Source organism: Micromonospora sp. NBC_00330 (genome assembly GCF_036136635.1).
Taxonomy (GTDB): domain Bacteria; phylum Actinomycetota; class Actinomycetes; order Mycobacteriales; family Micromonosporaceae; genus Micromonospora; species Micromonospora salmantinae.
In genome coordinates, this window is sequence record NZ_CP108012.1 from 3,135,877 (window position 1) to 3,154,484 (window position 18,608).

At 70.8% G+C, this 18,608-nt stretch carries 17 protein-coding genes; 12 read left to right on the forward strand and 5 right to left on the reverse strand.

The genetic code is table 11. The features are described from left to right. Positions 1-161 precede the first annotated feature (161 nt). Both OG598_RS14070 and OG598_RS14075 read right to left on the reverse strand, forming a co-directional pair. On the reverse strand, positions 162-956 hold the full coding sequence (locus tag OG598_RS14070; protein ID WP_328654852.1) for a S1 family peptidase: 795 nt from the start codon (positions 954-956) through the stop codon (positions 162-164). A 166-nt stretch (positions 957-1,122) separates the two neighbouring features. Then, the gene (locus OG598_RS14075; RefSeq protein WP_328654853.1) at positions 1,123-2,139 is read right to left on the reverse strand and encodes a LacI family DNA-binding transcriptional regulator; all 1,017 of its coding nucleotides are present in this window, start codon (positions 2,137-2,139) and stop codon (positions 1,123-1,125) included. A 255-nt stretch (positions 2,140-2,394) separates the two neighbouring features. On the opposite strand from OG598_RS14075, the gene OG598_RS14080 reads away from it, so the two are divergent. From OG598_RS14080 to OG598_RS14130, 11 genes are all read left to right on the forward strand, one after another. Continuing rightward, positions 2,395-4,749: an AbfB domain-containing protein gene (locus OG598_RS14080; RefSeq protein ID WP_328654854.1), complete on the forward strand. Its 2,355-nt coding sequence runs from the start codon at positions 2,395-2,397 to the stop codon at positions 4,747-4,749. A 468-nt stretch (positions 4,750-5,217) separates the two neighbouring features. Next, entirely contained in the window at positions 5,218-6,510 is a 1,293-nt protein-coding gene (locus tag OG598_RS14085; protein ID WP_328654855.1) for a cytochrome P450, read from the forward strand. 263 nt (positions 6,511-6,773) lie between these two features. Further along, positions 6,774-7,256 (forward strand): helix-turn-helix transcriptional regulator, encoded by a 483-nt coding sequence (locus OG598_RS14090; RefSeq protein ID WP_328654856.1) that lies wholly within the window; start codon positions 6,774-6,776, stop codon positions 7,254-7,256. A gap of 253 nt (positions 7,257-7,509) precedes the next feature. After that, positions 7,510-9,909: a sensor histidine kinase gene (locus OG598_RS14095; RefSeq protein ID WP_328654857.1), complete on the forward strand. Its 2,400-nt coding sequence runs from the start codon at positions 7,510-7,512 to the stop codon at positions 9,907-9,909. Between the two features lie 16 nt (positions 9,910-9,925). Further along, complete coding sequence (locus tag OG598_RS14100; protein ID WP_030490280.1) at positions 9,926-10,330, forward strand: roadblock/LC7 domain-containing protein; 405 nt, start codon at positions 9,926-9,928, stop codon at positions 10,328-10,330. 53 nt (positions 10,331-10,383) lie between these two features. Continuing rightward, the gene (locus OG598_RS14105) at positions 10,384-11,577 is read left to right on the forward strand and encodes an ABC transporter substrate-binding protein (protein ID WP_328654858.1); all 1,194 of its coding nucleotides are present in this window, start codon (positions 10,384-10,386) and stop codon (positions 11,575-11,577) included. Beyond that, positions 11,574-12,470: a branched-chain amino acid ABC transporter permease gene (locus OG598_RS14110; protein WP_328654859.1), complete on the forward strand. Its 897-nt coding sequence runs from the start codon at positions 11,574-11,576 to the stop codon at positions 12,468-12,470. Before OG598_RS14105 ends, OG598_RS14110 begins: the two co-directional genes overlap by 4 nt. Next, positions 12,467-13,486, forward strand: a complete 1,020-nt coding sequence (locus OG598_RS14115; RefSeq protein WP_328654860.1) for a branched-chain amino acid ABC transporter permease — start codon at positions 12,467-12,469, stop codon at positions 13,484-13,486. Before OG598_RS14110 ends, OG598_RS14115 begins: the two co-directional genes overlap by 4 nt. Further along, on the forward strand, positions 13,483-14,226 hold the full coding sequence (locus OG598_RS14120) for an ABC transporter ATP-binding protein (protein WP_328654861.1): 744 nt from the start codon (positions 13,483-13,485) through the stop codon (positions 14,224-14,226). Before OG598_RS14115 ends, OG598_RS14120 begins: the two co-directional genes overlap by 4 nt. After that, positions 14,226-14,996, forward strand: a complete 771-nt coding sequence (locus tag OG598_RS14125) for an ABC transporter ATP-binding protein (RefSeq protein ID WP_328654862.1) — start codon at positions 14,226-14,228, stop codon at positions 14,994-14,996. Before OG598_RS14120 ends, OG598_RS14125 begins: the two co-directional genes overlap by 1 nt. A 32-nt stretch (positions 14,997-15,028) precedes the next feature. Next, positions 15,029-15,832 carry a methyltransferase domain-containing protein gene (locus OG598_RS14130; RefSeq protein WP_328654863.1) on the forward strand — a complete coding sequence of 268 codons (804 nt, stop codon included), beginning with the start codon at positions 15,029-15,031 and terminating at the stop codon, positions 15,830-15,832. Between the two features lie 85 nt (positions 15,833-15,917). Here OG598_RS14130 and OG598_RS14135 read toward each other — a convergent pair whose 3' ends face one another. Together OG598_RS14135 and OG598_RS14140 are read right to left on the reverse strand one after the other, a co-directional pair. Beyond that, a complete protein-coding gene (locus tag OG598_RS14135) occupies positions 15,918-16,214 on the reverse strand; it encodes a hypothetical protein (protein ID WP_328654864.1) in 297 nt (98 codons plus the stop codon). Then, positions 16,201-16,380 (reverse strand): hypothetical protein, encoded by a 180-nt coding sequence (locus OG598_RS14140; RefSeq protein WP_328654865.1) that lies wholly within the window; start codon positions 16,378-16,380, stop codon positions 16,201-16,203. Before OG598_RS14140 ends, OG598_RS14135 begins: the two co-directional genes overlap by 14 nt. 278 nt (positions 16,381-16,658) lie before the next feature. Here OG598_RS14140 and OG598_RS14145 point away from each other — a divergent pair, with 278 nt between their 5' ends. After that, entirely contained in the window at positions 16,659-17,396 is a 738-nt protein-coding gene (locus OG598_RS14145; protein ID WP_328654866.1) for a GntR family transcriptional regulator, read from the forward strand. 73 nt (positions 17,397-17,469) lie between these two features. On the opposite strand, the gene OG598_RS14150 is transcribed toward OG598_RS14145, so the two are convergent. Beyond that, a complete protein-coding gene (locus OG598_RS14150; RefSeq protein ID WP_328654867.1) occupies positions 17,470-18,411 on the reverse strand; it encodes a hypothetical protein in 942 nt (313 codons plus the stop codon). Between the last annotated feature and the right edge of the window lie 197 nt (positions 18,412-18,608).

Genomic DNA, 18,608 nt, shown 5'->3' on the forward strand with positions numbered 1-18,608 from the left:
CTGCGGCCGGCGGCGGACCAATGGCCCGCCGAATCTGTCGGCTGGCCCACTCGCCGCCCACCCGGCGGGACGACACGAACGGGCGACCCGGACCGTGTCGTCCGGGCCGCCCGAGCGGTGGCGGAGCGACCAACGCGCTGGCTGGCCGTCCCGTCGTACGGTCAGCCGCCGAGGCTCGCCGCGGCCGAGGCGATCGACGAGGCGAAGTAGCTCACCTGGGTGTAGACACCCGGGTAGTTGGGCCGGGCGCAGCCGTTGCCCCAGCTGACGATGCCGACCTGGATCCAGGCGTTGCTGGCGTCGCGGCGGAACATCGGGCCGCCCGAGTCACCCTGGCAGGTGTCGGTGCCGCCGCTGGCGTAGCCGGCGCAGATCTCCTGGGCGGGGATGAGGTCCCCGCCGTAGTTGGCGTTGCAGGTGGAGTCGCTGACGAACGGCACTGTCGCCTTGAGCAGGTAGCGCTGCTGACCGCCGCCCTCGCGCGCGGCGCCCCAGCCGGCCACTGTGAAGGTGCCGCTGTCGTACGCGGTGGTGCTGGCGATCGGCAGCGTGCTCAGCCCGGTGACGGGGCTGGCCAGCCGGATCAGCGCCCAGTCGCGGCCGGAGCCGTTGTAGCCGGGGGCACGGTAGACGTAGTTGGACCGGACGGTGATCCGGCTGGACGACTGGAGGTCCACCGTCCCGAGCGTCGCGGTGATGCTGGTGTTGGTGCCGGTCGCGCCCACGCAGTGCGCCGCGGTGAGCACCAGCCGGGCGCTGTACAGCGCCCCGCCGCAGCCCATCGAGAGACGCACCATGAACGGGAACTCGCCCTGAGCGGCGCGGGTGCCGCCGACGACGTTCGGCGTCACGGGGCTGTCGGCCGCGGCGGCCGGCGCGGTGAGGGTGAGGCTGGCCGCGGTCACCGCGGCCAACGCGGTGGCCAGCAGGCCAGTGAGGGTACGCCAGCGAACCATGCATTCCTCCGCATCGGGATGGCACGCCTCGTGAGCGCACCGCAGTTCGAGATAGCGGTCATCATATTGAGGATTATGGATCTAGTGGGTCATCCTCTCTGGGTCGTACCACCGGCGGTATGGATCTCGCGGCGCGACGCGGCGCGGGCTTGTGGGCGGCCGGTGGTCAGGCGTCCGGCGTGCCGGTGCTCTCGCGGCGGAGAAGCCGGAACGGTGTCTGCACGGTCAGCGGCCCCGGGACCTGCTCGCCCTCGATGCGGGCGACGAGGCGGCGCACCGCGAGACGGCCGATCTCCCTCTTGTCCGGGGCGATCGTGGTGAGGGTCGGGGCGGTGAACCGCCCCTCCTCGATGTCGTCGATCCCGACCACCGCGACGTCCTCGGGCACCCGGTGGCCGGCCTCGGCCAGCGCCCGCAACGCGCCGATGGCGACCAGGTCGTTGTAACCGAACACCGCGTCCGGCGGGTCACCGAGGGCGAGCAGGTCGCGCATGGCGCGCATGCCGTCGAGCCGGCCGAACGCGTCGGTGCCGGCGACCAACCGTGGTCGGTACGGCAGGCCGGCGGCCGCCAGGGCCTCCCGGTAACCCCGGACCCGCAGGTGGGCCGACTGCCGGTCACCGCCAGGGGTGGCGCCGATGAACGCTATCCGGCGGCGGCCGATCGCCACGAGATGCCGGATCGCCGCGTGGCTGGCGGCGACGTTGTCGATGGCGATGTGGTCGTGTGGCACGTCGTAGACGCCCTCGCCGATCAGCACGAGAGGGCTGCCGGCAGTGCGGGCCAGCACCTCCTCCCGGCCGATGCGCACCGGGCTGAGGATCAGACCGTCGATGATGCGCTGCCGCGAGCCGTCGAGGAGCGCCAGCTCCGCCTCCCGGTCCGCTGCGGTGTTCTCCATGACGAGCGTGTAGCCGAGAACGGCGGCCTCGGAGATGGCGATCTCGGCGAGCTCGGCGAAGTACGGGTTGGTCAGTTCCGGGACGGCCAGGGCGATCAGGCCGGTACGGCCCCGACGGAGGTGCCGGGCGCCGAGGTTGGGGCTGTAGCCGAGTTCGTCGATCGCCTGCTGCACCCGTTGTCGGGTCCGCTCCCCCACCGGCCGGTACCCGTTCACCACGTTCGAGACCGTGGCCAGGGAGACACCGGCGCGCTGGGCGATGTCCTTCAGGTTGACGCCCATCCCCAACCTTTCGCGAATTCGACCGGCGGGCCGGCCGGGCATTGATGAACAGGCATTGACGGGAGGGTCGGCGCGGCTCTATAACGTTATACAGGTGATGATGGATGTCAATATGCCGGTCACCGTTGGCGCGTGGAGATCCCACCGACATCCGTCGCTGACGCCCGTCCCCCGTCAATGACCACCCGATGCCCACCACCCACGCGCTTCGGGCCTGGCTGCACCGCCCGCGGCGACTCGCCCCCCGGAGACGGCATGACACGTCACGTCCCCATCCGCCCCGCCCTGCCACTGCTGCTCGTCATCGCCCTGGTCGCCGGCTTTCTCGCCGCGCCCGCCCCGTCGGCGTACGCCGCACCGGCCAAGACACCGCCACTGACCACCCCCTGGACCAGCCAGGCCCTGAACGGCACACCACTGCCCGAGTACCCGCGACCCCAGATGACGCGGCCGGACTGGCTCAACCTCAACGGCGAGTGGCAGCTACGCCAGTCGACGACAGACGACGCCCCGCAGTTCGGCACCAACCTGCCCGAACGGGTCAACGTGCCCTTCCCGGTGGAGAGCGCCCTGTCCGGCATCCAGCGGGCCGCCAACGACAACCGCAACTACCTGTTCTACCGACGCACCGTCACCGTCCCGGCGAACTGGTCGGGTCGGCGCACCCTGCTGCACTTCGGCGCCGTCGACTGGCAGAGCACCGTCTGGGTCAACGGCGTCCGGGTCGGCGCGCACACCGGCGGCTACGACGCCTTCACCTTCGACGTGACGCCCCAGCTCACCACCGGGACCAACGAGATCGTCGTCAAGGTCTGGGATCCCACCGACAACCGGCAGAACGGCAGCCTGCCCGCCATCGGCAAGCAGACCAAGACACCCGGCGGGATCTTCTACACCCCCAGCTCGGGCATCTGGCAGACGGTGTGGATGGAGCCGGTGCCGGCCGCTTCGATCAGCAGCGTGGACGTCTACCCGAACCTCGCCAACAACACGCTGCGGGTCCGGGTCTTCACCCGGGGCGACGTGAGCGGCCACAGCGTGCTCGCCGAGGCGCTGAACGGAAGCACAGTGGTCGGCTCGGCCACCGGCGGCTTCACCGAGTTCAGCGTGCCGGTGCCCAACGCCCGGCGCTGGTCACCCGACGACCCGTTCCTCTACAACCTCCGGGTGACACTGCGCGGCACCACCGGCGCCACAGTGGACCGGACCACGCACTACTTCGGCATGCGGGAGATCACCACCGGCCTGGTGAACGGGGTGCTGCGTCCCAAGCTCAACGGCCAGTTCGTGTTCCAGGTCGGCACCCTCGACCAGGGCTTCTGGCCGGACGGGCTCTACACCGCGCCAACCGACGCCGCCCTCGCCTTCGACCTGCAGAAGCACAAGGACCTGGGCTTCAACATGGTGCGCAAGCACATCAAGGTCGAGCCGCAGCGCTGGTTCTACCACGCCGACCGGCTCGGCCTGCTGGTCTGGCAGGACATCCCGTCGCTGACCGCACAGGACGTCGACCCCACCGACGCCCAGCAGGCGCAGTTCGAGGCCGAGGCACGCGAGATCGTCGACGAGCACCGCAGCTCACCCGCCGTGATCGCGTACACGCCCTACAACGAGGGCTGGGGCGAGCGCTCCCTCGCCGACACCCGGCGGGTCGCGCAGAACATCAAGAACCAGGACCCGACGCGTCTGGTCAACCCGCACAGCGGCCACAACTGCTGCCAGTCCCTCGGCAACCCCGGCAACGGCGACATCGACGACTGGCACGTCTACCTCGGCCCGGACTCCCCCGTGCCGTCGAGCAGCCGGATCGCGGTGCTCGGTGAGTTCGGCGGCCTGGGCCTGCACACGCCGGGCCACGAGTACAGCCCGAACGGCAGCTTCTTCGCGTACGAGTGGCAGTCCAGTTCGACAGCCCTCACCGACCGATACGTGGGGCTGGTGCAGGGCACCCAGAACCTGATGCTCGGCAAAGGGCTCAGCGCCTCGATCTACACCGAGATCACCGACCTGGAGGGTGAGCTGAACGGGTTCCTCACCTACGACCGGCAGGTGATCAAAATGGACCAGGCGCGGGTGCGCACCGCCAACACCGCCGTGATCAACGCCTCGAAGGCCATCGGCAGTTCGGGGCCCGTCGCCCTGCCGGTCAACACCCGCCGGTCGTTGCAGGTGACCACACCCGGCTTCACCAACCGCTACCTCCGTCACCAGGACGGCCTGGCCTACACGGAGGTGGTCGACGCCGCGAGTTCCAGCCTGCTCAAGGCCGACGCCACGTACACCATCCGGCCCGGTCTGGCGGGTGCCGGTTGCTACTCGTTCGAGTCGGTCAACTTTCCCGGGCAGTACCTGCGCCACCAGAACTCCCGGGTCCGCAACTCGCCGGACGACGGCTCCGCGCTGCTGCGCGCCGACGCCACCTGGTGCGCCCGTACCGGGCTGACCGGCACCGGCGTGTCGCTGGAGTCGTACAACTTCCGAGGTAAATACCTGCGGCACTACAACGCGGAGGTGTGGCTCAGCAACGGCGCCGGCGGCGACGCGTACAACACGCCGACGTCGTGGACCGCCGACAGCACCTGGAACATCGCCGCCCCGTGGGCGCCCTGACCGCCGCGCGCTGAGCGGGCCGTTCCGACAAGAAGAAGGCGCGGGGGTTCCGGCGTGGGCCGGAACCCCCGCGACGCGTGGACGCGTCTCGCGGGCCGGCTCCCCGACCCAGGGTCGGCCCCTTCCGCCAGCGCCGGCGCGGTCGGTGAGCGGACTCCGGCGTCACTCGTCGTCTCGGGGGTCGTTTCCCCCGTCATGAGCGAAAGCGGCGAGTTGATTGCACCGTTCGGCCGGGTCGGCTTGGGGGCAAGGACCGAGCCGCAACTTGCATCTGGCCAGGTTCGCTCGGCTGTTGCAACACGCAATTATGCCGACCAATAAATAGACAAGAACCAATCTTGACTTGTACGGCCGGCCAGCGCACCGTAAAGAGCCAGAGGCAGATGCACGCCATTATCGGCCCGGCTGGAGTGGATCGCCAAATGGGGGCGCTGCCGGTTTCGCGCCGCGTGCATCAGGAGGCTTTCCATGCGGTTGAATCCGTTCACCGGGGTCTATCTCACCGATCCGGCAAGCATGTGGCGGCGCATTCTCGACGATCCTGACGGAGTGCACTACGCCGAGGATCTGGGCCTGTGGTTGATCAGCCGGCACGCGGACGTCCGGCGGGCCCTCGCCGACGCCACGACATTCGCCAACGCCCTCACCCTCGCCCCGGTCTACGAGGTGTGTCCACCGGCACTGAACGTCATCATGCAGATCGACGCGCCACCCACGACGGCCGCCGCGGACTCACCGACGCACCCGCGCACCCGGCGGGCCCTACGGGCGACCTTCGCGAACACCGCCGAGCGGGTCGAGGCCGAGTACGGGGCGATCATCCGACGCCGGGTCGACCAGCTGGTGTCCCGTCTCGCCGCCCGCCAGGGCGACCAGGTCGACCTGATCCCGGAGTTCGCGGCCGAACTTCCCCTGCTGGTGGTCCTGGACATCCTCGGTGTGCCCGACGCCGACATCGGGCGGATCCGGAGCTGGGCGGACGGGCAGATAGCCCTCATCTGGGGGCAGCCGGACCCGGCCGAGCAGGTACGCCTGGCCCAGGGCCTGCTGGAGTTCTGGCACTACTGCGAGGACCTGGTCCGCCAGCGGGTGGACAGTGGACACCGGGGCGAGGACTTCATCAGCCGCGCCCTGGACTACCGCGACGACGACGACAGCGTGCTGACGGTGCCCGAGGTGGCGAGCCTTGCCTTCAATCTCCTGGTCGCGGGCCACGAGACCACCGCCGGGTTGCTCGCGCACGCCCTCGACCAGGCCCTGTCCGCTCCCCAGCGCTGGTCGGCGATCACCGCGGACCCGGGGCTCGTTCCCGCCTTCGTGGGCGAGACGCTGCGGTTCGCGCCCGCCATCGACGGCTGGCTGCGGGTGACCACCCGGGATGTCACGGTGGGGGCGGTGACGATCCCCGCCGGGGCGCGTTGCCTGCTGTTGATCGGAGCGGCGAACCGGGACCCAGCGGCGTTCCACGACCCGGACCGGTTCGACCCCCACCGGGCCGACGTGGGCAATCACCTGTCGTTCGGCCACGGTCCCCATTTCTGCATCGGTGCGGGATTGGCGCGACTTGAAGCCGGAATCGCCCTCAGCCGGCTCGCCGAAGCCATTCCCGGGCTCAGACTGTCATCGGAGCAACGTCGCTCGTACAAACCCAATGTCGCGTTTCGTGCGCACCGCACGCTGCTCGCGATAATCGACGTCCCGGCGCCCGCGGACGTGTCGGCGGCACGGGATGGCGCGACGGCCGAAGTGCACGCCGCCTGAGCGGGCCCGGGTGCCAGCGGCGCTGACCTGCGGACGGGTCGAGGGTGGGGTGGGCCGGCGTCGACCCGTTCCACCCGGCGCACGTCGGTGCCGGCACCCGGTCCGGCGCGCACCTTTCCCGCTTTTCCCGACGATCCATGCCGGTGAACGTCTTCACACCCATCGCTTCCTGGGTTAAGAATTGCCCTCTGTGAATGTTCAGCTCATCGGCCAATCTCGATCTGGCGGCTACCGCTGAATGTCCGTTCCACGAAGGTGAGCGCATGGAGCACACGTCCCCGTCGAGCTCGGCTCACTCCGCGGCCAGTCAGCGGTTCCGACGGGAGTTGCGCGACTGCCGCGTCCAACGGGGCCTGACCCAACGAGCCCTGGCGGACCTGGTGCGGTTCAGCCGGGAAACGGTCGCGGCGGTCGAGTCAGGTCGCCGGTTCGGCAGCCACGAGTTCGCACTGCGCTGCGACGACGTACTCGACACCGGCGGCCGACTGGCCGCGCTGTGGCCGCGGGTCGCGGCCGAGCAGTTGGCTGCCGACGGTCGCCGTGGCCCCCGCGCGCCGGAGCCGGCTCGACTGGATCGGCAGGTGCCGCGTCAGCGTGGACGACGTGACGCCCGCGACCCGGGCGCCGTGGTGGACGCGATCGACGAGCTGCGTGAGCTGATCGGCCAGGTGCTCAACGGTCAGCCCGAACCGGATGAACCGGAGCGGCGGCACCCGTCGGCCGAACCCCTCGACAACCAGCGCTGACCCGACGAATCCAGCCCGACCTCGCGGCGTCACCGGTTGCTGACGTTGGGTACAGATGCTGGTACGGGCAGTTTGTACCACGGCCAGGTCTGGTCTACGAGCGCGGCTTCCGGCCGAATGGGACTTGCATTCGGCAACGTGCGGATAGACCGTCATCGACGAGTCGTGGGAGTCAATCTTGGCGTCGAGCACCAGGTCCCACGCGGCCAGACCCTACCCGACCCGCCGACGCGGTTGGAAGATAGCCGGCCGGATGCGCCTCATCGTCGCGGCCCCGCTCGTCGCCGTGATCGGCTTCGCCGGCCTCGCACTGACCGAGAGCGCACGCCAGACGGCCCGCGCCAGCGACCTGCAGATCCTGGCGCAGGTCGGTGCCGAGGCCGGCGACCTGGCCTACCGCCTGCAACGCGAACGCATCGCCGCCGCCGACCTGCTCACCTATGCCCGGCCGGAACAGCAGGACGCCTTCGGAGTGGAGATGGCCGCCACCGATGACGCCGTCGTCCGCTACCGCGGGCAGCGTGACCGACTGTCGGCCGACAACGGCACCAGCTCGGCTCTCCTGCGGCGCATCGACGCGGCTCTGGACGGCCTCGCCCCGCTGCGCACCCAGGTGCGCACCGCCACGCACGCGTCGGTGTCGGCGATGACCTTCAGCTACCGCATCGCGATCGCCGACCTCATCAACTTCCGGGAGAACGTCTCGCACGGCGTGGTGGACGCCCCACTCGCCGACGGGATCCGGGCCTCGGCGGCGCTGTCGAAGACGGCCGAGGCCATCGGTCAGCAGCAGGTGGCCGTGCTGCGCGCCGTCGCGGGCGGGGAACTGACGCCGGCCATGCAGCAGGACATCACCGCGGCCCGCACCAGCTACACCGAGTCGAGCCTGTCGTTCCTGGCCCTGGCCCCACCCGAGTGGGGCATCTGGTGGGAGCAGGCCGGCACCGGCAAGGAGGCGCTCGCCCTGCAACGGATGCAGGACGAGGTGTCCCGGGCCCAGCCGGGGTCGCAACTGAAACTGGAGACCGACGCGTGGGTGTCCACCACCCAGACGCGCGCCGCCCGGCTGGCCGACCTGCGCGCCCGGGTCGACGACGCGGTCCGCGACGACGTTCGGGCCGCGCACGCCGACCAGCGCCGCCGGGCCGTGGCCGAGGCGGCCAGCGTCCTCCTGGCCCTGATCCTGACCGCGTTGGTGACCTGGGCCGTCGCACGGCAGATCACCCGACGGCTGCGCCGGCTACGAGACGCGGCCAACGCCGTCGCCTTCGAACAGCTCCCCGCCGTGGTGGCCCAGCTCCAACAGCCTGGCAGCGCCACCGTCGACCCACAGAAGCTGGCCCACCAGCAGTCCAGTGCCGCCCTCGAACCGTCCAGCGACGACGAGATCGGCGAACTGGGTCAGGCGTTCAGCGCCGTGCACCAGGCCGCCGTGCGGACCGCCGCCGAACAGGCGGTCATGCGCGCCAACACCGCCGACATCTTCATCCACCTGAGCCGCCGCGAACAGCGACTTGTCGACGCCGTCCTGGCCCAGGTCGACCTGGTCGAGCGGGACGAGACCGACCCCGACCGGCTCGACCAGCTGTACACACTGGACAACCTGGCGACCCGGATGGGCCGGATCAACGCCAGCCTGCTGGTGCTCGGCGGTGTCGGCGTGGGTCGCGTACGCCAGCGCGACGTTCCGCTGCAACAGGTGCTCCAGGCAGCGCTGTCCCAGATCGAGCACTACGCACGGGTCCGACTCGGCATGATCGACGGGGACGTCGCGGTGGCCGCCAAGACCGTCGACGAGGTCGTGCACCTGCTCGCCGAACTCATGGACAACGCCACGACGTACTCGCCGCCGGGCAGCGAGACCTGGGTGAGCGGCCGGAGCCTGGGAGACCGCGTCATCGTCCAGATCAGCGACGAGGGTGTGGGACTGTCCGCGCAGAGGATGCAGCAGCTCAACGAGCTGTTGGCCCACCCACCGGCCATCGACGTGGCCGCCGTACGGGCGATGGGGCTTGTCGTCGTGGGCCAGCTCGCGGCCCGGCTGGGCGCCACCGTCCAACTGCGACGCGGCCCCCGACGCGGCATCCTCGCCGAGGCGACACTGCCCGCGGCGGTCATCCGGTCGTTGCCACCGGAGGAGTACCTGCTCGCACCCGGCCGGCTGTCGCGGCGGGCAGCGCGGACGCCCACCCCGCCGCCGCCGTACCAGCCGCGCCCCGAACCCACCGCCGGACGCCCGCCGACCGAACGGACCCTGCCGGCCGCGCCGGTCTTCCGACCGGCTCCCCCACCCCCGGACCGGGGTGACGCGCCCACCGAGGAGCTGCTCATCTTCGAACAGGTCAACCACTGGTTCCAGAACGACGTCGTCGACTGTCAGAACGGCCAGAACGGCCAGCAGTGGTCCAGCCCCGCCGACGACGCCTGGCGTACGGCCGCCCAGGCGCACACCCCCGAGGTCGCCACGACCACCAACTCCGGCCTGCCCAAACGGCAGCCGCAACGGCACCTCGTGCCCGGCGGTGTGACGGCGCCCCAGCAGCAGCAACGGTCCGAGTACCGCGACCCCGCGCAGGTGGCCACCGCGATGGCCGCGTACGCGCGGGGCGTGGCGAACCGACGGCGCACCCCGATCAACCTCGGTAACAAATGACGCGACAGGAGAGCACGTGACCGACCAACAGGATCTCGGCTGGCTGCTGGACAACTTCGCGGCGCGCGCGACCGAGGTCAGCCACGCGATCGCCATCTCCAGCGACGGCCTGATGGTGGCCGCCACCCGCGACCTGCCACCGGACCGGGCCGACCAGTTGGCCGCCACGGGTAGCGGACTGGTCAGCCTGTTGCGGGGGGCGGCGGCCTTCTTCGACGCCGGCGCGGTGATCTCCAACGTCACCCAGCTCGAGGGCGGATTCATGTTCTCCATGGCCTTCAACGACGGCGCCTCGCTGCTGGTGCTCGCCGCACCCGAGTGTGACGTGGGCAAGGTCTCCTACGAGATGACCGAGCTGGCCAACCGCATCGGGGACGCGCTGACCCCCGCTGCCCGAGCGGCGCTCGCCCGCAGCCGCTGACCATCCCGGCGCCCCCACGCCGGAGACCCCTTCCCCTTCCTCTGGAGTCAGACATGCCTCTCACCACGCCTTGGCGCAGCCGTGCCCTCACCGCCGCGCTGCTCGCCGCCGTGCTGACCACCAGCACGGCCTGCGGCGACGACGCCCCGGGCACGAGCGCCGGCGGCTCGATAAAGATCGGCCTGCTCGCGTCGCTGTCCGGGACGTACCAGGCGGTCGGTACGGAGATCCGCGACGGCTTCCAGCTCTACCTGGACACCCACGACGGCAAGTTGGGCGGCCGGCAGGTCGACCTCGTCGTCGCGGACGAGGGCAACGGCGCCCAGACCGCCGTCCCGGCGGCGACCAAGCTGCTCAAGCAGGACCGGGTGTCTGCGCTCACCGGCATCGTCGGTGGCGGCTCGGTCGCCGGGGTCACCCCCGTGCTCAACGAGACCAAGGTGCCACTGGTCGGCTCCAACGGCCGGCCGGAACTCAAGGACGTCTCCCGGGTCTGGCACACCTCGTACCTCTCCGACGAGCCCGGGGCGGCGATCGCCCAGCACGTCCGCGACAACGTGAAGGGCTCCGTGTACGCGATCGGCCCGGACTATCAGGGCGGTTGGGACGAGCTGCGCGGCTTCACCGACGCGTTCGGCAAGATCGGCGGGAAGCTCGCGAACGCCGACGGCAAGACGACCTTCACGCCGTTCCCGGCCACCACCAACTTCCTGCCGTACTTCGCCCGCATCAAGGCATCCGGCGCGGCGGCCGTCTACACCTTCTACGCCGGCAGCGCGGCCGTCGACTTCGTCAAGCAGTACGCGCAGTCCGAGATCAAGGACATTCCGTTGTACGCGGCCGGGTTCCTCACCGAGGGCGGCGTGCTCAACGCGCAGGGCGAGGCCGCCCGGGACATCTACTCGGTGCTCAACTACTCGCCCGACCTCGACAACGCGGAGAACCGGGCCTTCGTCGCCGCGTGGAAGGCGAAGCACGACGGTTCGCCGACGACCTACGCGCTCGCCTCGTACGACGCGGCGGCGGTGCTGGACCGGGCGATCGGCGCCGCCGGAAGCAACCCGACCCCCGAGGCCATCAACACGGCCATCGGCCAACTCGGCCAGATCGCCAGCCCGCGCGGCACCTGGCAGTTCTCCACCACCACGCACTCCCCCGTGCAGAAGTGGTACCTGCGGCAGGTCCGCCAGGACGGCCGGGCGCTGTCCAACACCGTCGTGGGTGACCTCGCGACCGTCGGCCGGTGATAGCGGTGGCGGCCGGCACGAACCGGATCGACCCGTACCTGATCCCGGCGTTGGACGGAGTCGCCTACGGGCTGCTCGTGTTCGTCGCCGCGTCGGGCCTGGTCTTCTGTTTCGGCGTCGCCAACATCCTCAACCTGGCGCACGGCCTGCTCTACGCGATCGGCGGGTACACCGCCGCGGCGCTGCTCGACGGCGGCTGGGCGAGCCTGGCATTGGCCCTCGCCGTCGGTGTGCTGGCCGCCGCAGCGACCGGGGTGCTCCTGGCCGGCCTGCTCACACCGGTCGCCACCGGCAATCACCTGAGTCAGGCGCTGCTGACGTTCGGGGTGGCGCTGGCCGGCGGCAGCCTGCTCGTCGCCGGCTTCGGGCCCGACAACCCGCAGGTCCAGGTGCCCGCAGCCCTGGAGGGGTCGGTGATGGTCGCCGGTCACCGCTACGCCGCGTACCGGTTGGTGTTCATCGTCGTCGCCGCGGTGCTCGCCGCCGCCCTCTACCTGGTGGTGCGACGCACCAGGGCCGGGATGCTGGTCCGGGCGGCCGTCGACGACCCGGAGATGGTCGCCTGTCTGGGCGTGAGTCCGGCGCGGATCCGGGCCGGTGTGCTCGCCGCCGCCGGTGCGCTGGCCGGCGCGGCCGGTGTCCTGGGCGCGCCCATCATCGGCCCCGGCACGGGCACCGCCGACACGGTGCTCCTGCTCTCCCTGGTGGTGGTCGTCCTCGGTGGTCTCGGGTCGATGGCGGGCACCCTGCTGGCCGCGCTCGCGATCGGCGAGATCCAGACGCTGGGAGTGGCGCTGCTGCCGTCCGCCGCGCCGTTTCTGCTGTTCGCCGCGATGGCGGCCGTGCTGGCCGTGCGGGCACGTGGCCTGGCCGGCAGGTGGAGGGCGGCATGAGGGGCGAGGTGATCCGGCGAGTTCGGGGCGGCATCGCGGCACTCGTCCTGGTCGGCCTGGTCGTGGCGCCCTGGGTGGTCGACGACTACACCACGGCGATCCTCGCCCGGACGCTGGCGCTGGCACTGGTCGGGGTGAGCGTGGCCCTGCTCACCGGCGTCGCCGGCATGCCCACCCTCGGCCAGACCGCACCGTACGCGGCGGGCGCCTACGCCTGCGCCGTGGTCGGCAGCCGAGTCTCCGACGTCGGTGTCGTGCAGCTCGTCGTCGCGGCGGGCGCCGGGGCGCTGCTGGCCGCGCTCACAGTGCCGCTCGTCGTGCACGCCCGAGGGGTGATCGTCCTGATGATCACCCTGGCGATCGGTGAACTCGTCGTCATCGTCCTGGGGCGGTGGCGGTCGGTGACCGGTGGCACTGACGGGCTGGCCGGCATCCCCGCGGTCCGCCCGTTCTGGGGGCTCCCGGCCCTGGCCAGCGATCAGGCCCGTTACCTGTACGCCCTGGTCGTCGTGGCCACGCTGGTCGGCGCGGTGCTGCTGCTGCTGCGTACCCGGGCCGGGTTGGTGCTGCGTGCCGGCCGCGACGACGAGACGCGGCTGCGGGCCAGCGGACACCGGGTGGCGGTGCACCTGTCCGGCGCGCACATCGCCGCCGGGGCGATCGCCGGTGCCGCCGGCTCGCTCCTGGTCGTCGCCCAGCAGTACATCTCCCCCGCCGACTTCGGCTTCGACACGTCCGCGTTGCTGCTGCTCGGTGTCGTCATCGGTGGCACCGCCTCAGTGGGTGGCGCCCTGGTGGGCGCGGCGTTGGTCATCGCCGTCCGGGACTGGCTGTTCGGGCTGCTGCCCGGCCACGCGCCACTGGTGCTGGGCGCGCTGTTCGTGGCGACGGTCTACCTGCTGCCCACCGGCGTCAACCGGGCCCGGGGTCGGCTGCGCCTGCCGGTCGCCCCGGCGCTACAGCAAGACCCGCCGGCCGCCCATGATCAGAGCACCGTTGCGGAGCTGCACCGATGACCGGCCTGCTGGAAGCCCGGGGGATCAGCGTGCGGTACGGCTCGCTCGCCGCACTCGACGGCGTGGACCTGCGCATCCACGACGGCCAGCGACACGCGTTGATCGGCCCGAACGGGGCCGGCAAGACGACTCTACTCAACGTGCTCGGCGGGTCCACCAAACCACAACGCGGCAGGGTGCGGTTCGACGGACGGGACGTCGGTCGACTCGGCCCGGCGGCCCGGGCCCGGCGGGGCATCAACCGCATCCACCAACGACCCGCTGTCTTTTCAACGCTCACCGCGACGGAGAACGTCGTGGTGGCCGCGCTGCCCCGGGTCGTCCCCGACCGCCGGTGGTGGCCGGGCGGACGCCGTCGCGCCGCGCAACGCCTGGCCGGCCCGCTGCTGGACCAGATGGGGCTCACCGCCGTCGCGGCGGTGCCCGCCGGGCACCTCGCGCACGGACAACGACGCCAGTTGGAGATCGCCATGGCCCTGGCCGGTCGCCCCCGCCTGCTGCTCCTCGACGAACCGGCGGCTGGGCTGTCCGCCATCGAGGTCGGCCGGCTTGTCGAGTTGCTCCAGGCGCTGCCCCGGGCGGTCGCCGTGTTGCTCGTCGAACACCGACTGGACCTGGTGTACGCCCTCTCCGACACGGTCACGGTGCTGCGCGACGGTCAGACGTTGGCCGCCGGCACACCGGACGAGATCCGTACCTCGCCGCTGGTGCGGCAGGCCTACGCCGACGGGGTGGCCTGATGCTCACTGTCGATCGTCTCTGCGCCGGCTACGGCGGGGGAATCGTCCTGCACGAGGTCAGCCTGCGGGTACGCCCGGGCAGCATCCAGGCCGTGGTGGGCCGCAACGGGGCGGGCAAGAGCACGCTCGTGCACACCATCGCCGGGCTGGTGCGAGCGTCCAGCGGTCGCATCGAGATCGGCGGCGTGCACGTCGCCGGCCGGCAACCGCATCGCATCGCCCAAACCGGCGTCGGTCTCGTGCCGCAGGGCCGACGGGTCTTCTCCCGGTTGACGGTGGCCGAACACCTGCACCTGGCGGCCGCGCCGTGGCGGGCCCCCACCTCGGGCGGCGAGGGCTGGACTGTCGCCCGAACCCTGGAACTGCTGCCGAGGTTGGCGGTGCGGCTGCGACACCGCGGCTGCGAACTCTCCGGCGGTGAGCAGCAGATGCTGGCGATAGCCCGTGCGCTGCTCGGCCAACCCCGGGTGCTGCTGCTCGACGAACCATGTGAGGGGCTCTCCCCCGATCTGGCGGCGCGGGTTCGTGAACTCGTCAACGGTCTCGCCGCCGACGGCCTCACCGTGCTGCTCGTGGAGCAGCAACTCCAGCACGCCATTGAGCTCGCGGACCGGGTGGCGGTGCTGGAGTACGGCCGGGTCGTCTACGACCGGCCGACCGCTGAGGCCCGCCGCGACCCGGCCCCACTGGCGGCGATGTTGAGCGTCGCCGCCGTCGCGCCCTCCCCGGCCAACCGACCGACCCCTCGGCTCTGGGCCGACACCCCGTAGTCACCCGACCCTTCACGGAGAGGTAGACACCGATGACAACCGCTACGAGCGACGACACGTACACGTTCGACAACGGCGCACCGGACGCCGTTCCCCAGATGCACGCGCTGGAGTCCTTCCTGGATCCGATCACGACGCGTCGGCTGGCCCGCCCGGTGCTGGAGCCGGGCGCGACCTGCTGGGAGGTCGGGGCCGGTGGCGGATCGATGGCCCGGCGGATGGCCCGCGCGGTCGGCGACGACGGGCACGTACTGGCCACCGACATCGACCCCACCCACCTCGTGGCCGAGGGCAACCTGCACGTACGCCAGCACGACGTGCGCACCGAACCGCCACCCGGGGACGCGTTCGACCTGATCCACGCCCGACTGGTGCTGCTGCACCTCCCCGATCGACGACGGGTCCTGCGCACGCTCACCGGCGCGCTGGCCCCCGGCGGGTGGCTGGTGGTCGAGGAGTTCGACTGCACCGCGCCGCAGCGGGTGCTGACCGCGCCCAGCGACGACGCCGCGAAGCTCTTCGCGCAGGTCATGGACGCCATGATGGGTGTCCTGGAGGACCACGGCGCCGACCTGGGCTGGGCGCAGGACGTCCACACCGAGATGGCCCTCGCCGGTCTGACCGACCTGGACACCATCACCCACTCGCAGAGCTGGGCCGGCGGGTCGACCGGAACATCGCTCTACGAGACCAACTCCCGCCAGTTGGAACCGGACCTGCTGGCCGCCGGGCTGTCGCCCCAGCAACTGCACGCCTTCCGACGGCTGCTCCGTGACCCCGGGTTCGCCGTCATGTCGTACCACTTCGTCTCCACGCGGGGCCGCCTACCGAGCTGAGCAGGTGGACCACCGCGCGGAGCGCGGTCACGCCGTCCGTACCTCTCCCGCCGCAGCACCTCCCCCCGCTGCGCTCCGGACAGCTCTACGACGGCGTCGACCGCACCGGCCGGGCTCCCCGCGAGGGAGCCCGGCCGGCCCATGTCCGTGGTGCCTGGCACCCTTCGAACAGCGCAGGCGGTACGTACTGCACGTGCGCCGGCTGAATGAACAGCGAGCGTCGCGCGACGGCGCCACCGGTCGGGCCGAGTTGGTAGCAGTCGATCCAGACCCATCCGTCGTAGGTGATCCAGTCGAGAACCCTGATGACTCGTACGGTGATGGGTTGCATGAACTGAACGCTGACAGCTTGGTCCAGCCGCAGCATGTCACCTGTCTTCATGCGGCTTCCTCGCACGCCACACCTTCAGCGCCAGCCCGGCAGCCCTCAGCTTCGGGCAGCCATCGGGCTGGCAGCGCGGGCAGGTGGCGCGATTGTGCAGGTCGACGACAAAGCCAGCCATGATCACGGTGAACGGGGGTTCCGGGCGAGGCTGCTCGAGCATCATGCCGGCCGCTCTGGTGGTTTCGGTGCTTGCGGCTCGTCAGGTCTCTGGAACCACTTCCATCCGTGCACGCGGGCCTTCCCTCGATGTTGAGAGACCGGCACGGGTGCCTACCCCTAGATCACTCTGCGTGCCGGTCTCGCTGCCACGGTATGACCTGTCTGTGCAACCTGTCTAGACAGGTTGATGTCGTGTCGCGGCACGGAGGAAGTCTCAGGAAGATCGGGAGTACGGTGACGAACGTGCCTACCCCGCACCAGCAGCCCCGTCGATACCGTCAGGTGGCCGACGAGCTACGCCGCCGCATCGAAGCTGGCGTGATCCCACCTGGTTCCTTGCTGCCCAGCGAGTCGACGTTGATGGCTGAATTCTCAGTCGCCCGTGGAACCGTTCGTGAAGCTTTGGCGTTGCTGCGTTCGGAGGGCTTGGTGCTGACGGAGGTAGGACGTGGCACCTACGCGCGTCCGATCGTGCCGGTGCGCCGGGTGGCCTCAGAGCGGTACCGCAAAGAACTGGAGCAGGTCCGTAGCGGAGAGCTCGGCACGTCATTCACGGTTGATCAGCGGGTGACATGGTCGGCCTACAGCGTAGATACGGACTTCCGGGAGGTGCCAGCCAGTCAGGCGGTAGCCGAACTGTTCAACGTGGAGCCAGGAACGATGCTGCTTGAGCGTCACCTCCTCTTCCGTACCCACGGCGTTCCACAGCAGATGTCCATCTCACGCCTGTTGCTGGACATGGTCGCCGGCACCCCGGTGGCCGACCCGGAGAAGGAGCCTTGGCCCGGTGGCAACACGTCGCAGCTCTACAGCCTTGGGCACACCGTCACCAGCATTCGTGAACGTCCCGCCTGGCGAATGCCGACCCCGGACGAGGCCGAGGCGCTGCGCATCCCTGGTGGAGTGCCCGTCATCGTCATCACCAGACAGACCTACGTGAACGACTGGGTGGCCGAGGTCGCGCACATCGTGATGCGGTCCGACCGAGTTGAGCTGGACTATCTGATCCACCTCAGTTAGCACAGCAGCCACGCGAACCTGGAAAGTGTGGCCCCGACCCAGTGCGTACCAGTCACTGCCGTCGGGCCCTCGCTCACCGAGGAAGCGTCTCCTGGTCGGCCAGGACAATCAGGTCGTCGGGGCGGGCCGACAGCGGCGCCGTTGCCCCGTCGAGCCACACGAGATAGCCCACCGGCGGACCGGACGAACCCCACCGGGCACCGACGATCGTGGCCGACCGCGAGTGGTGCGGCTGCGTGAGCAGGCGTACCCGGGTGCCCGGCGCGTGTCCGTCGTCGGCGACGATGAGCAGCGCGTCGAGGATCTGCCGGGCACCGGCGACGGGCAGCCCCGGAACGTACGGCTCGCCCGCGTAACCCAGACGCGGCGTCATCATCGTGCTCAACAGCGCGGTCTGCCTGATCGCCTCCTGGCGGACCTGCCCGTCCACGCTGCGTTCGGCAACTGTCAGCGCGTTCCGGATGCGCGACCAGAGGGCCAGTGGCTCCTGGTCGAGCAGGCGGCGGGCCTCGCGGTCGACGTCGGCGCAGGCCGTGTCGAGTGCGGTGTCCTCGCCGAGTTCCGCGATCCAGGCGAGGTCCCCCACCTCGGGCAGCAACCCTGGCGACTCGACCACGATCACGATGTACAGCATCGCGAGCAGTTCCTCGCGGCCCTCGCCGTGATAGAGCGAGCCCACCCCGCTGCCGGTACGCCCACGGCTGGGCGGGAACCGCTCGACGAGGTGCTGCGCGCGGCCATGAGGCAGGGCAGCGGCTCGCCTGGTGTCCGACACCCGCTCCTCGAACGACCGCCGCTCACGGCGTTCGACGAGTAGTTGGCGATGCGGGTCGAACCCGATCGGATAGATCGTCCGCCCGTACCTGGAAAGGGTTTCGCCGGGCCGGAGGCCGACCGACTCGAGCTGCCGGGCCGCCTCCGAGTAGGCAACGCCGGCCCGGGCTGCGTGCTCCCGGATGGCGCGCTTGCGGGCGCGTCCCGGGGCCGGGGTCCGTCGGGGGGTGGGATCAGACATGACGCCTCCGGTGCAGCCCCACGCACTCCACCGAACGGGCGGCGTGGCCGGCACGCCGAGAGTCGACAGATCGGCGCGGAGTCGGAGACTCTTGGCCCCAAGCATGCGGTCAGGCGTGGGCCACCACATCGGGCGCTGGCAGGCGCTCTGCCGTGGCCAGCATATCGTGACGCCGACCGTCGGTGTGGATGTGCACA

Excerpts from the sequence above, each read along its gene's own strand:
- OG598_RS14070 (WP_328654852.1), bottom strand. The coding sequence starts at position 956 with ATGGTTCGCTGGCGTACCCTCACTGGCCTGCTGGCCACCGCGTTGGCC.
- OG598_RS14075 (WP_328654853.1), bottom strand. The coding sequence starts at position 2,139 with ATGGGCGTCAACCTGAAGGACATCGCCCAGCGCGCCGGTGTCTCCCTG.
- OG598_RS14080 (WP_328654854.1), top strand. The coding sequence starts at position 2,395 with ATGACACGTCACGTCCCCATCCGCCCCGCCCTGCCACTGCTGCTCGTC.
- OG598_RS14085 (WP_328654855.1), top strand. The coding sequence starts at position 5,218 with ATGCGGTTGAATCCGTTCACCGGGGTCTATCTCACCGATCCGGCAAGC.
- OG598_RS14090 (WP_328654856.1), top strand. The coding sequence starts at position 6,774 with ATGGAGCACACGTCCCCGTCGAGCTCGGCTCACTCCGCGGCCAGTCAG.
- OG598_RS14095 (WP_328654857.1), top strand. The coding sequence starts at position 7,510 with ATGCGCCTCATCGTCGCGGCCCCGCTCGTCGCCGTGATCGGCTTCGCC.
- OG598_RS14105 (WP_328654858.1), top strand. The coding sequence starts at position 10,384 with ATGCCTCTCACCACGCCTTGGCGCAGCCGTGCCCTCACCGCCGCGCTG.
- OG598_RS14115 (WP_328654860.1), top strand. The coding sequence starts at position 12,467 with ATGAGGGGCGAGGTGATCCGGCGAGTTCGGGGCGGCATCGCGGCACTC.
- OG598_RS14120 (WP_328654861.1), top strand. The coding sequence starts at position 13,483 with ATGACCGGCCTGCTGGAAGCCCGGGGGATCAGCGTGCGGTACGGCTCG.
- OG598_RS14125 (WP_328654862.1), top strand. The coding sequence starts at position 14,226 with ATGCTCACTGTCGATCGTCTCTGCGCCGGCTACGGCGGGGGAATCGTC.
- OG598_RS14130 (WP_328654863.1), top strand. The coding sequence starts at position 15,029 with ATGACAACCGCTACGAGCGACGACACGTACACGTTCGACAACGGCGCA.
- OG598_RS14135 (WP_328654864.1), bottom strand. The coding sequence starts at position 16,214 with ATGAAGACAGGTGACATGCTGCGGCTGGACCAAGCTGTCAGCGTTCAG.
- OG598_RS14140 (WP_328654865.1), bottom strand. The coding sequence starts at position 16,380 with ATGATGCTCGAGCAGCCTCGCCCGGAACCCCCGTTCACCGTGATCATG.
- OG598_RS14150 (WP_328654867.1), bottom strand. The coding sequence starts at position 18,411 with ATGTCTGATCCCACCCCCCGACGGACCCCGGCCCCGGGACGCGCCCGC.